This is a genomic window from Pseudomonas sp. GW704-F2 (assembly GCF_059423025.1).
In genome coordinates, this window is sequence record NZ_JBWKXO010000003.1 from 170,938 (window position 1) to 184,245 (window position 13,308).

Below are 13,308 nucleotides of genomic sequence, written 5' to 3' on the forward strand. Positions count from 1 at the left end.
TGGCTATACCTACAGCTCAACGTTCTGATGATGACTGCCAAGGAGTTCGATGATGAAACTAAGGCTAATGATCAGCACGCTCTGCATCGCCACGATCGGGATGGTGGGCTGTGCCAGCCAAGTCACGCAACCGGATGAGTATTCAGGATTCCTGTCCGATTACAGCCGCCTCAAGCCGGCCAAGTCGCCTTCGGGCGTCGAGGTGCTGCGTTGGGTCGATCCGAAACTGGATATGCGCCGCTACAACGCGGTGTATATCGAACCGACGCAGTTTTACCCCAGGCCCCAAGCCACCGCGAAAATTCCTGAGAGCACGTTGCGTGGCATCAATGACTACTTCAACCAGGCCCTCAAGCGCGAAGTCGGCAAGTCATTGCCCCTTGCCCAAGGGCCCGGCGCCGGAGTGTTAGTGGTGCGTGCGGCGATTACGGCAGTCAGCAGCAAAACCCAGGGCCTGAAACCTTATGAGTTCGTGCCGGTCGCCCTGGTGGCCGCTGCGGTGAGTAGCGGCACCGGCATCCGCGACCAGGACACGGTACTGGGCACCGAGGCGCAGTTTCTCGACGGCGCCAATGGCAAGGTGGTTGCGGAGGTAGTACGCAAGGGCACCGGCAAGCCGCTGGAAAACGACTCGCAGGTGATGACGCCCAATGACGTGAAAAGCGTGATCGACGGTTGGGCGTCGGATTTGCATCAGTCGTATCTGAAACTGAAAAAGCGGTAAGTCGCCGACAGTATCACTTCAGTGGCGTCAGCGGCGGCAGCTTCCACTGGCCGTTGTTCGCCTCGGGTTTGGGCAGGTACAGGCGCAACACCGCGTAGAACGGGCCGGGCGGTGCCGGCAACCAGTTGCTCTGTTCGGCTTTTGGCGGTTCGTGGTGTTGCAGCGCCAGGGTCAGGCCGCCATCGGCGTCCAGTTTGAGGTTGGGCAACATCCGCGAATTGATCACATAGCGCTTTTTGTGGTTGGGCACCAGCAACTTGGTCTTGGCGTTGTACAGGGTCAGTGACCAGAAGGCGTCGACCGGCGGCAGTTGGTCCTTGGCGAAGTGGACGGTGTAGCTATGGCGCGCGCCGTTGGCGGGCTTGCCTTCACTGTCGACGACGTAATTGAAGTAGGTGGCTTCATCGGCAGAGTTGCCGAAAAGCCCCACCTCGGCACCGGCATAGCGGTACAGGTCGTTGTTTTTCAGGTGATCGCGGTTGCCGAACAAGTCGCCTATGGCGACCTGCTGGGTGTCGAGTTTGTCTTTTTTGAACGCCGCGAACTCAGCCTTGGCGTCGGCGATCCCGTCTTCCAGCGCTTTACGCTGTTCGGCGCTCAACTGGTTGACCTTGAACGGCGCGCCCGGTGCGATGCCGATGGTGGCAAAGCGTGCGAGCTGGTCTTTCTCGCTGTCCTGGGGGGCAGCGAAGGCGAGCATGAAGTTCAAGTAGCGAAACAGTTGCGGGCCTTCGGTCATGTTGGCCAGCGGCTTGGGCCAATCGATCTTCGGCGCTTTGGCCGGGGCGGCTTGTTTCACATAGCTGCTGAGCGACTGCACTTTGTAGCCATTCTGGATCTGCTTGACCTTGTTCAGGTCCTTTTCATCAAACAACTGCGTGCGGTACAGCGCATAAGCGAGGTTACTTTCGCTATACACCACACGATCCACATCGACCGGCTGCTGACCTTTCCAGTCGGGCCCGGCGATCATGTAGTGGCCGCCATTGTTGCCGGTGCTGCGCGTGCCCAGGTACGCGAAGTTATGCGTATAGAGGTCGACCAGTTGCACCGAGTAATAGCGGTTGTCTTCGATCTTGGGCAGCGTCAGCACCAGCGGCTCGCTACGCAGGTCCATCCAGACGAAGGAGTAGGGCGTGTCGGGGTTCGGCGTGGCCAGTGTGGTGTCTTTGGGGGTGAAGACCTGGGCGGTGTTGCCGATATGGTTAAACGGTGCCTTGAAGTTGACGCCGCCCTTGTCGACCGCCTGGGTGTAGAGCGTTTTGTACATTTCCACGACCGGGTAACCATACAAATAGGCTTCCTTGGCGATTGCCCGAGCCTCAGAGGGGGTGGCCGTGAAGTCGGCCCAGGCGCCAGAGCTCATGAGTATCGAGAGGCTCGCCAACAGCAGGCGCGTCGGTTTTCCAATCATCTTGTTGCGTCCTTCCAGAGGGCTTGTGAGGAGTACTATTGAATGGTGTGGCAAAGCGGCGAGTTTCCAACTTTATTGGCCGAACGTCACGTTAATCCCGGTATGACCTACAGCTTGACGTAAAAATGCCGCCCCTGTGGGCGGCATTGGACAAAAACGCAACGTCAGGCTGCGTCAAGCATTTGCTTAACCTTATTGCGCAATTGATCGATGGAGAACGGCTTGGCGATCGATTGCATGCCCGGCTGAACCTCGATGCTCTCGGGATAACCACTGGCAAACAGGACCGGCAGTTGCGGGCGCAGTTTACGCGCCTGGGTGGCCAAGTCCCGGCCGTTCATATCGGGCAGGCCGACATCGGTCATCATCAGATCAATGACTTCATTTGTGTTCTCTACGAATTCAAGCGCCGATTTGGCGTCTTCAGCCTCCAGCACACGGAACCCCAGCTCTTCGAGTACATCGACGATCAGCATACGCACAATGGAGTCGTCTTCGACTACGAGAATGGTTGAGGTGGGTGCCGACATAGTGAACATTCCTGAAAAAGTGAAGGTGCTGGGCGCGACAGGTCTAAAGGCAATCCACTAGTGAGTAGCGACAAGGCCAGCAAGTTCCGAAAAATTGCTGGCATTGTGAGCTTCGCGCCGGAGAATGTCGCGTCAGGGGCGGAAAAACTACAACGGGACCGACGCGATACGGTGGACCTGTGCGGAATCGCGGTAGAACTGCATGTCACCGGACTCAAAATAACTCACTTGATACTCAGGCGTGCCCGGATTCGTACCGTAAGCCCGATGCTGAAACGGGCTGGTGCCGCGGTTCAGGGTACGTTCCAGGCCATTTTTCATGGCCTCGGCCGAGTCAAATTGGGCCATCCCGAAATTCGGATCGAAGTAGAACCAGACGGGTTTGTCGTCACGCACCATGACGCCGGCCAGCAGGGCGTGATCCTTCGTTGCAATCCTCAGGCTCCTTGGCGGGCTCGCATCGGTCAGCTCGGTGGCGATCTGATGATAGGGGATCTGCCTGGGCTGCTTGCCCATATGAAAGGTATCCACGTGTTTGACTGCTTCATGAAACGACCTGAGGGTGCGGATGAACTGCGTCGCCACAGGGTCCCGTGGATCGGCGGCCGCCTTGAACATATTGCCCAGGTAGGTCGTCTCTTGGCCCGATTGCATGGACAGTGCCAGGGTATTGGCGATACCCGCACATTCGCCTGGTGAAGCCAGATTGACTTGGCTGAGGTAAAACTCCTGGGGCATCGGGGTCAAGGTACCGCCGACGGCGTGGATATCCCGCTGGAACAGGGTAAAGCCTTCCTGGATCAGTCTGACTTTCTTGCGTTCGATCTGTTTGACCAGCGTGCCGACGTCTTCGGCGCCCAGCCACCCACGGGAGACCAGCATCTGAAGCTCGAGAATCGTCGAGTCTGACGAGAAGCCCGGCACCTTGTGCGGGTCACCGTTCGCATAGCCGGCGTTGAAGTCGGAAACCTTCTCGGGGCGTTGCGCGCGTTTCAACTCGTTTTCGAACTCTTTGGGTGCATATTGACCGAGTACGGTCGGCGGGCCCTCCGGCGACTGTATTTCGCCCGCCAGCTTCTTGTAGAGCCAGTCGGTGAAGCTCTGGTTGATCTGCCCCTTCGCCGACACCGTGGTGGGTGCGAAGCCCTGGAGTGGCCCGCCGTAGGCGCGCATTTTTTCCGCGTCGAAGGCATACCATTGGCCATTTTTCAGCACCGCGGCACCGTCGATACTGTGTTCGCCGATCTTCACGGTGCCTGTGGCGACGACGCCATGCTCGTTGCTGGCGGCTTTGAGCAGGTCGTAACGGCCTGACGCGCCACGCAATGCGTTCACACCTTGCGCGCCTTTGGCGCCGAGGAACTTGAGCCCGCCACCGGCCAGGCGGGCCCCGCCAACCGCCAGGTCGCCTGCGCCGCTCAGCGGGTTGAATGCGCCGAACGTGGCCATGCCGATGACTTTGGCCGACCGTGCCACCTTGGTCGCGGCCGAAACGGTGGTCCCTGCGATCTTGACCACTTTTCCGGCCGCACCCACACCCGCCGTCACGATGCCGAAAGCGTCCAGGCTCAGATCGATCAAGCCTTCAGCAATGTTGCCGTTGCGGAAGTGGTTGATCGCGGAGCGCAAAGGGACCAGGTCCAACAGGAAGTTTTCAATCATGTCGGACCGGTTCCGAATATTGTCGTCGGTGGTGAGGCCACGCGCCTGTTGCTTGATTGCCGGATCATCGAGGTTGATATGTTCAACGAAGGCATCGGCGATCAGTTGGACGCGGGGCGAGGCGAAGGTATCGCTGGGTGAATCGCCAGGCGGTGTCTGTTCTGTGTCAAGCGTGGTTTGACCGGCGCTGGGGGTGAACACCTTTGTTTCGGAGACGATATTCGCCTTCCTTGAAGAGCCAGGCTGTGCCTGCCACTGCGGAATACTGCGGATAGCGCCGGCGTTGAAGTCGATCTCATAGGCCGTGGTCACCCCACCGCGCTCGATCCTTACCAGTAGTTCTTCGCCTTTGGGCAGCTCGGTTTTGTCACTGAACAAACCCAGCCCAAGTTTATGGGCGTGATTTTGATAAAAAGAGACGTTGCCATATTCAAAGTTTTTTCGGTCGTCTGCCGGCAACTGGCTGATCAAGTGCTTGATATACGTGCCGACGGCGTTCTTCTTTTCCTCGATCACCTGCTTGAATTGCGACTCGAACGCCGTGGCCACCCCAAACTCGGGATTGGCGTTCAACGCCCCCACGGGGATACGGCTGTCACGGGAGCCGTAGACCGCGTCGGGTCCAACGTCCATCATCGCGACATCCAGCAGCGAGTGCACGCCCGGCACCTGATTTCTACGCCGGATATCCCCGCCCGGCATATGGGTGACGCGAATCAAGGGTTCTTCGAACAGCGCCTCCTTGTCGGGAAAGCGTTGTTTCAGCTCGGCCAATGCCATCGCTTTACGGGACGGGATGTCTTTGTCGAAGGCCTCTGAGGCGGCCAGCATCACGGACTGGCGTTCGCTGAAGCGAGTCACCAGGTTGTTCAGTTCATCGGACGCGTACAGATGCTCGGCTTTTTTCTCCAGCAGGCCATTGGCCGTGCCCCAATCGATCAAGGCGTTACGTTGAGCGGTGTTCGTCATGTTCACGTCTGCGCCGCTGGCGTGTTCGGCTTCCAGCATGACTGCGGCGAAGCTCATATTGGCGACCCGGCCGGGTATGTGCGCGTCGACCATCGTCGCGGCGATTGCGAGGTTGACCCAGGCCGGGCTGCCAAAGGTCACGCTGTCGGGAATGTCCTTGACCAGAAATACCGGCGCACGACCCGCCAGCAGCAGTTGGGCGGCTGCGCCAGCCAGTTCTGGGCTGGTTTTACCCTGAGCCACCAGGTGTTGGCGCAGGGCATCGACGATCTGGGCGGCCGACTTGCCCCTGAGTGAGTCGTCGGCCAGGTCGAAGCCGGCCACGTTGTTGCGTTGGGGGGCGGTGATGGACTCTGGGTCCAGCTGCAGTATCACGGCCGCGAGCAGGTAATCGAGGCTGCTGCTATCGGTGGCAATGCCCTGCATCTGTTCCTGAAGCGCGTGGCCCAATGATTGTGCTTCTGGCGAACTGACAAGGGCGTTCAACGTCGCGCCCGGGCTCGTCAGCGCTTCGGCCGCGAGAGGGGTTCGATGCCGCAGGAACTCCAGTATCCCGCCAGTGGTGTGCTTGAGCGGCTGTTTTTGCCCAAGAGGGTCGGTGTAATCCAGGGTGCGGGTGCGCAAGCGCTGTTGCTCATCGGCGCTCAAGGGCACCGGCCAGCTGAGGGCGCCGCCCAGGTTACCCAACGGGTGCGCCTGGGATCGGACGGCCATGGCGTCCGACAGCCCGGTCAGGGATAAATGGCTATAGGGTGAAAGCAATCCTCCCTGGCGATTGATAAAGCTATCCACGCTGGTGCTGCCGCCGACTTCGCTGTGATAAGCCGAGTCGGGGTGAACGTCCATCGGCGTGGTCTTGAGGGCTGCCTGCACGGCCGGGGTGGAGGCGTCAGGCCCAAGCCGCAGGGCGATTTCGTTGAGTTTGTCGGCGAGTGTTTTGAGGTTGTGATAATGCCCCAGCTTCGCCTTGAGGCTGGCGCTTTGCGCGACGGTGGCGCTGGCTGGCGGCTGCACCGTTGGCGCGGGCGAATCGTGGCTGGGGACGGGTGTCAACGTCGGCGGTGTAGCGGCGGGTATTGCGGGTGGCGTGGAGAGCGGCATCAATGAAACGCTGGGGAGGGTTTGCAAGGAAATAGTCATACGAGCACCGTTTTGTTGAACAGAAGGTGAGCGCCTTTCTCGCGGAGTTTCCTTATTCCCAAGACGCTTTAGTCTGTGGAAAGGCTGATCAACCAGGTTCCGGTTCAGCACGGGCGGAGTGTGAGCAACTGAAACTGTGACGGGATGTGGGCGGCGTTCAGGGTGCCGTTGCCCGATTACGGCGTTTCGGGTTGCAGCGGTTTATGGCAGAAAAATAGCGTTCAACCGCAACTTTGGGGCAAACTCCCGGTTTTTCCGCATTTGGCCAAGGCATGCCCATGACTCCCGCGTCGATCGTCGATGAAAAGAGCTTTCGTAAGCTGTTGAGCCGCAACGTCGCACTGCCCCTCGGTGTAGGTGTGCTCAGCGCGGTGTTTTTTGTGTGCCTGATCACTTATTTGTTGTCGGTGATCCAGTGGGTAGAGCACACCGACCGGGTCATCAATAACCTCAACGAAACGTCCAAGCTGACGGTTGACCTGGAAACCGGCATGCGCGGCTTCCTGATCACCGGCGACGAGCATTTCCTCGACCCCTATGAAGTGGCCAAGCCGCGGATCATTGCTGACTTACACAATTTGCAGGAACTGGCGGCGGACAACCCCCAGCAGGTAGATCGCCTCAAGCGCCTGGAAAGCCTGCAACTGGAGTGGAACAACTACGCCCAGTCGATGATTGATATGCAGCGCGAGAACGGCGACTACCGCGGCGCGGTGAAAGCCGGCCGGGGTAAACGCCTGACCGATGAGATTCGCAATGAATACGACGATGCGGTGGCGATGGAGCAACAGTTCCGGATTACCCGCAACGCGGAAGTCACCCGTACCACCCTCATCAGCGTCACCCTGTACTTGGTGTTCGTGCTGGGGCTGAGCGGCTTTCTGGCTTACATTGGTCGTAAAAATCTACTAGCACTTTCAGATAGTTACAGTGCGAACTTCGCGTCGCAACAGAAGATCGCACTGCGTCTGGAGCAACAAGCTTGGCTGCGCAATGGCCAGACCGAACTGGCCGAACAGGTGCTCGGTCAACTGACCCTGAACATGTTGGGGCGCAATATCCTGCAGTTCTTTGCCCAGTACATGGGCTCGGTGGTGGCGGCGCTGTATGTGCGTGAAGAGCACGGCGGCCTCAAGCGCGTGGCCGCCTATGGTTTCTCCCGCGAGCAGGAGCAGCAGGAGCAGGCGATCTACAGCGACGAAGGCATCGTGGGGCAGGCCGCCCAGCTCGGTCGCCTGATTCGCCTGGACGACGTGCCGGTGGATTACTTCAAAGTGAGTTCCGGCCTGGGCGAAGGCACGACCCGTAGCGTGCTGGTGGTGCCGACCAGCGATGACGACCGGATCAACGGCGTGATCGAACTGGGTTTCCTGCGCCCGCTGCAGGAGCGCGACATCGAACTGCTGGAACTCATCGCCGGCAATATCGGTACCTCCATCGAAGCCGCCCGCTATCGCCAGCGCTTGCAGGAAGTGCTGGCCGAGACCCAGCAGCTCAACGAAGAGCTGCAAGTGCAGCAGGAAGAGCTCAAGACCGCCAACGAAGAGTTGGAAGAGCAATCGCGCATCCTCAAGGAGTCCCAGGCCCACCTGGAAACGCAACAGGCGGAACTCGAGCAGACCAACGAGCAATTGGCCGAGCAGACCCTTACCCTGGCCGAGCAGCGCGATGCCATGGACCGCAAGAACGTCGAGCTCAACCAAGCCCAGCTTGAGCTGGAAGACCGCGCCGACGAGTTGCAACGCTCGAGCAAGTACAAATCAGAATTCCTCGCCAACATGTCCCACGAACTGCGCACGCCGCTGAACAGCTCGCTGATCCTGGCCAAGTTGCTGGCGGAGAACCCTCAGGAAAACCTCAGCGCCGAGCAAGTCAAGTTTGCCGAGTCGATCTATTCCGCCGGCAATGACCTGCTCAACCTGATCAACGACATCCTCGATATCTCCAAGGTCGAAGCCGGCAAGCTGGAAATGCGCCCGGAAAACTCCAGCGTGGCGCGCCTGGTCGATGGCCTGCGCGGGATGTTCGAGCCGCTGGCGGCCGATCGCAAGCTGGGGTTCCAGGTGCAGGTGCAGGAAGGTACGCCGACCATGCTCTTTACCGATCGTCAGCGCCTGGAGCAGATTCTCAAGAACCTGCTGTCCAACGCGGTCAAGTTCACCGAGCAGGGCCAGGTCAGCCTGTCGGTGTCCCGCGCGCCGGGGGAGGGTGTTGCCTTTACCGTGCGCGATTCCGGGATAGGCATCGCCCCGGACCAGCAGGAGAGCATCTTCGAAGCCTTCCGTCAGGCCGATGGCACCACCAATCGCCGGTATGGCGGCACCGGCCTGGGCTTGTCGATTTCCCGCGACCTGGCCGCGTTGCTCGGCGGCTATATCAGCGTCACCAGCGAACCCGGCAAGGGCAGCACGTTCACCCTGGTCATCCCGGAGCAGTACGTCGAACGCGAGGAAGACGCTGCGCCTATCGAGCAACCGCGCCAGGTGATTGCCGCCCCGGCGCCCAAGCCCATCGCGGTCTCGCCCCTGCCGGTGGCCGATGCCACACAGATCCCGCGCTTTGCCGACGACCGTGAGAAAGCGCCGTTCGCCACGCGCTGCATCCTGGTGGTGGAAGACGAACCGAACTTCGCGCGCATCCTGTTCGACCTCGCCCATGAGTTGGGCTACCACTGCCTGGTGGCCCATGGCGCGGATGAGGGTTACAGCCTGGCCGAGGAGTACATCCCCGACGCGATCCTGCTCGACATGCGCCTGCCGGACCATTCCGGGCTGACGGTGCTGCAACGCCTCAAGGAGCACGCCAATACCCGCCACATCCCGGTGCATGTGATCTCCGTGGAAGACCGCGTCGAAGCCGCCATGCACATGGGCGCCATCGGTTACGCGGTGAAACCCACCACCCGCGAAGAGCTCAAGGAGATATTCACGCGCCTGGAAGCCAAGCTGACCCAGAAGGTCAAGCGCGTGCTGCTGGTGGAAGACGATGACCTGCAGCGCGAGAGCATTGCCCGCCTGATCGGCGACGATGACATCGAGATCACCGCCGTCGGCTTTGCCCAGGAAGCCCTCGACCTGCTGCGCACGAACATCTACGACTGCATGATCATCGACCTCAAGTTGCCCGACATGCTCGGCAACGAGCTGCTCAAGCGCATGGCCACCGAGGATATCTGCTCGTTCCCGCCGGTAATCGTCTACACCGGGCGCAACCTGACCCGCGACGAAGAGGCCGAGCTGCGCAAGTATTCGCGCTCGATCATCATCAAGGGCGCCCGTTCGCCGGAGCGCCTGCTCGACGAAGTCACACTCTTTTTGCACAAAGTCGAATCGCAGCTGTCCCATGAACGCCAGAAGATGCTCAAGACCGCGCGCAGCCGCGACAAGGTCTTCGAAGGGCGCAAGATCCTGTTGGTGGACGACGATGTGCGCAACATCTTCGCCCTGACCAGCGCCCTGGAGCACAAAGGCGCCGTGGTGGTGATCGGGCGTAACGGCCATGAAGCCATCGCCAGGCTCAATGAAGTCGATGATATCGACCTGGTGCTGATGGACGTGATGATGCCGGAAATGGACGGTTACGAGGCCACCGCCCTGATCCGCCAGGACCCGCGCTGGAAGAAGCTGCCGATCATCGCCGTGACGGCCAAGGCCATGAAGGACGATCAGGAGCGTTGCCTGGCGGCCGGCTCCAACGATTACCTGGCCAAGCCGATTGACCTGGATCGCCTGTTCTCGCTGATTCGCGTCTGGTTACCGAAGATGGAACGTATTTAAGTGGAACGCAGTTTTTTGGAAAAAAGCAGTGATATTGAGCTGCGCCTGCTGATTGAGGCGATCTACCTCAAGTACAGCTATGACTTTCGCGACTACTCCGGTGCGTCGGTCAAACGCCGTGTGGCCCACGCCCTGCGCCAGTTTGAATGCGCGACGATTTCGGCGTTGCAGGAGCGCGTCCTGCACGATCCGGCAGCGTTCATGCAATTGCTGCAGTTTTTGACGATTCCGGTCAGCGAGATGTTTCGCGACCCGTCGCACTTCCTCGCGATCCGTCAGGAAGTGGTGCCGCTGCTCAAGACGTATCCGTCGATCAAGATCTGGATCGCCGGTTGCAGCACGGGGGAGGAGGTGTACTCCATGGCGATCCTGCTGCGCGAAGAAGGGCTGTTGGAACGCACCATCATCTACGCCACCGACATCAACCCGGCATCGCTGGATAAGGCCAAGCAGGGAATTTTTTCCCTGGAGAATGTGCGTGCCTATACCGCCAACTACCAGCAGGCCGGTGGGCAGCGTTCCTTTGCCGATTACTACACGGCGGCTTACGATCATGCGATCTTCGACAAGACGTTGCGTGAGAATGTCACGTTCGCCGATCACAGCTTGGCAACCGACAGTGTATTCTCAGAAACTCAATTAATTTCATGTCGCAATGTATTGATTTACTTCAATAAAAAATTGCAGGATCGGGCGTTTGGATTGTTCCATGAGTCGCTGTGTCATCGTGGCTTCCTGGTGCTGGGCAGCAAGGAAACCCTGGATTTTTCCGCCTACAACAAGCAATTCGAGCCCTTGGTCAAACAGGAACGGATCTACCGGAAATCATGAACGACGCTGCCGCCAACCCCATGTGTGGGATAGAAGCCATCGTCGTCGGCGCGTCCGCCGGCGGCGTTGAGGCGTTGCTGAGTATTTTTGGCGATCTGCCGCAGGCCTTCGGGCTGCCGATCATTGCCGTGCTGCACCTGCCGGACGAGCGCCGTAGCCAGTTGGCGGAAGTGTTTGCGCGACGTTTGCAGATTCCGGTACGCGAAGGGCAGGACAAGGAAGTGATCCAACCGGGCACCTTGTACTTCGCCAGCCCCGGCTATCATTTGTCGGTGGAGCATGACCGCAGCCTGTCTTTGAGCCAGGAAGACCGGGTACACCATTCCCGGCCCGCCATCGATTACCTGTTCGCCTCGGCCGGCGATGTCTACGGCAAGCGCCTGCTGGCCATACTGCTGACCGGTGCGAACCAGGACGGCGCCCAAGGGCTGGCCCACGTCAAGCAATCGGGCGGTATCACTGTCGTACAGGACCCCGACGAAGCACGAATTGCCGTGATGCCGCGGGCGGCCCTGGCCCTGCACACGCCTGACCATATTCTGACCTTGAGCCGCATTGCCTCATTGCTGGCTTCCCTGGAATCTTCCCCATGTTAAGTACTATCCAGGCCAAACTGCTGATCGTCGACGATCTGCCGGAAAACCTGCTGGCCCTCGAAGCGCTGATCAAGCGCGAGGACCGCCAGGTCTTCAAGGCCTTGAGCGCCGACGAGGCCTTGTCCCTGTTGCTGGAGCACGAGTTCGCCATGGCGATCCTCGATGTGCAGATGCCCGGCATGAACGGTTTCGAGTTGGCCGAGCTGATGCGCGGCACCGAAAAGACCAAGAACATCCCGATCGTATTCGTCAGCGCCGCCGGCCGCGAACTCAACTATGCCTTCAAGGGTTATGAAAGCGGGGCCGTGGACTTCCTGCACAAGCCGCTGGATATCCATGCGGTGAAGAGCAAGGTCAATGTGTTCGTCGACCTGTACCGCCAGAGCAAGGCGATGAAGCAGCAGGTGGAAGCGCTTGAGCGCAGCCGCCGCGAACAGGAGTTGCTGCTGACACGCCTGCAGGCCACTCAGGCTGAGTTGGAGCAGGCGGTACGCATGCGCGATGACTTCATGTCGATCGTCGCCCACGAAGTCCGCACGCCACTCAACGGGCTGATTCTCGAAACCCAGCTGCGCAAGATGCACCTGGCCCGGGACAACGCCGCCGCGTTCACCCTGGACAAGATGCGCGCCATGGTCGACCGCGATGAGCGACAGATCCAGAGCCTGATCCGGCTGATCGAAGACATGCTCGACGTGTCGCGCATCCGCACCGGCAAACTGTCGATTCGTCCGGCGCGCTTCGACCTCACGCAACTGGTGCGCAACCTGCTGGAAAACTTCGCGCCGCAAGTGGCCGCCGCCGAGTCGTCCATGCAACTGGAGGCGGAAGGTCCGGTGGAAGGCAGCTGGGATGAATTCCGCATCGAGCAAGTGGTGTCCAACCTGCTGACCAACGCCTTGCGCTATGGGGCCAAGAGCCCGGTGGGCGTGCGGGTGTACAGCGAACACGGCGAAGCACGGCTGGAGGTGCGGGACCACGGGATCGGCATCAGCGCCGACAATCAGAAGCGCATTTTCCAACAGTTCGAGCGCGTGTCCGCCAGCCATGTGGCCGCCGGTCTGGGCCTCGGGCTGTTTATTTCCGAACAGATCGTCGCGGCCCATGGCGGTACCATCGAGGTGGAGAGCCAGATAGGCGAGGGCGCCCTGTTCCGGGTGTGCCTGCCCCTGGACGCGTCGGCGTGAAAACAATCGTCACTTCGACGCAACCTCTGCGTGACTGCATGGTCGTAAGTGCAGCAATTGACCGGACAAAGGCTTCCCATGAGTGAAGATGCACAAGATGTCGTTCTGATCGTCGAGGACGACGAATCGATTATGTTTGTCCTGGATGAATACCTCAAAGGCCTGGGCTATCGGGTATTGAAGGCGATCAATGGGGAGCAGGCTTTTGAAATCCTCGCCAGTAAACCGCACCTGGACCTCATGGTGACGGACTATCGCCTGCCTGGCGGCGTCACCGGCGTGCAGATCGCCGAGCCGGCGGTGAAGTTGCGCCCGGAGCTGAAGGTGATTTTTATCAGTGGCTATCCGCAGGAAATTCGTGACTGCGACAGCCCGATCACACGCAAGGCGCCGATCCTGGCCAAGCCGTTCGACCTGGATACGCTGCAAGAACATATCCTGCGGTTGTTGGCGTGACACCTGCATGTGTCAGTCCAACA

At 59.8% G+C, this 13,308-nt stretch carries 9 protein-coding genes; 6 read left to right on the forward strand and 3 right to left on the reverse strand.

Annotation, left to right across the window (positions count from 1 at the left end; all coding sequences use genetic code 11):
• Positions 1–52: 52 nt before the first annotated feature.
• The gene (locus AC07W0_RS04250) at positions 53–724 is read left to right on the forward strand and encodes a DUF3313 domain-containing protein (RefSeq protein ID WP_102617080.1); all 672 of its coding nucleotides are present in this window, start codon (positions 53–55) and stop codon (positions 722–724) included.
• Positions 725–737: 13 nt separating this feature from the next.
• Here the strand turns inward: AC07W0_RS04250 and AC07W0_RS04255 are convergent, their stop codons facing one another.
• The 3 genes from AC07W0_RS04255 to AC07W0_RS04265 form a co-directional block, all read right to left on the reverse strand.
• On the reverse strand, positions 738–2,138 hold the full coding sequence (locus AC07W0_RS04255; protein ID WP_017846277.1) for a DUF1254 domain-containing protein: 1,401 nt from the start codon (positions 2,136–2,138) through the stop codon (positions 738–740).
• Between the two features lie 164 nt (positions 2,139–2,302).
• Positions 2,303–2,668: a response regulator gene (locus tag AC07W0_RS04260; protein WP_017846276.1), complete on the reverse strand. Its 366-nt coding sequence runs from the start codon at positions 2,666–2,668 to the stop codon at positions 2,303–2,305.
• A gap of 147 nt (positions 2,669–2,815) precedes the next feature.
• The gene (locus tag AC07W0_RS04265) at positions 2,816–6,550 is read right to left on the reverse strand and encodes an Mcf1 protease effector domain-containing protein (RefSeq protein ID WP_256580713.1); all 3,735 of its coding nucleotides are present in this window, start codon (positions 6,548–6,550) and stop codon (positions 2,816–2,818) included.
• 167 nt (positions 6,551–6,717) lie between these two features.
• Between AC07W0_RS04265 and AC07W0_RS04270 the strand changes: the two genes are divergently transcribed.
• The 5 genes from AC07W0_RS04270 to AC07W0_RS04290 all read left to right on the forward strand — a co-directional run bounded on the left by AC07W0_RS04270 (position 6,718) and on the right by AC07W0_RS04290 (position 13,285).
• Positions 6,718–10,215, forward strand: a complete 3,498-nt coding sequence (locus tag AC07W0_RS04270) for a response regulator (RefSeq protein WP_173677801.1) — start codon at positions 6,718–6,720, stop codon at positions 10,213–10,215.
• Entirely contained in the window at positions 10,216–11,046 is an 831-nt protein-coding gene (locus tag AC07W0_RS04275; protein WP_169884331.1) for a CheR family methyltransferase, read from the forward strand.
• A complete protein-coding gene (locus AC07W0_RS04280) occupies positions 11,043–11,642 on the forward strand; it encodes a chemotaxis protein CheB (RefSeq protein WP_017846272.1) in 600 nt (199 codons plus the stop codon). The genes AC07W0_RS04275 and AC07W0_RS04280 overlap by 4 nt, the downstream gene beginning before the upstream one ends.
• Complete coding sequence (locus AC07W0_RS04285) at positions 11,636–12,829, forward strand: hybrid sensor histidine kinase/response regulator (protein WP_017846271.1); 1,194 nt, start codon at positions 11,636–11,638, stop codon at positions 12,827–12,829. The genes AC07W0_RS04280 and AC07W0_RS04285 overlap by 7 nt, the downstream gene beginning before the upstream one ends.
• A gap of 78 nt (positions 12,830–12,907) precedes the next feature.
• Positions 12,908–13,285, forward strand: coding sequence for a response regulator (locus tag AC07W0_RS04290; protein ID WP_017846270.1), 378 nt, complete (start codon positions 12,908–12,910; stop codon positions 13,283–13,285).
• Positions 13,286–13,308 lie beyond the last annotated feature (23 nt).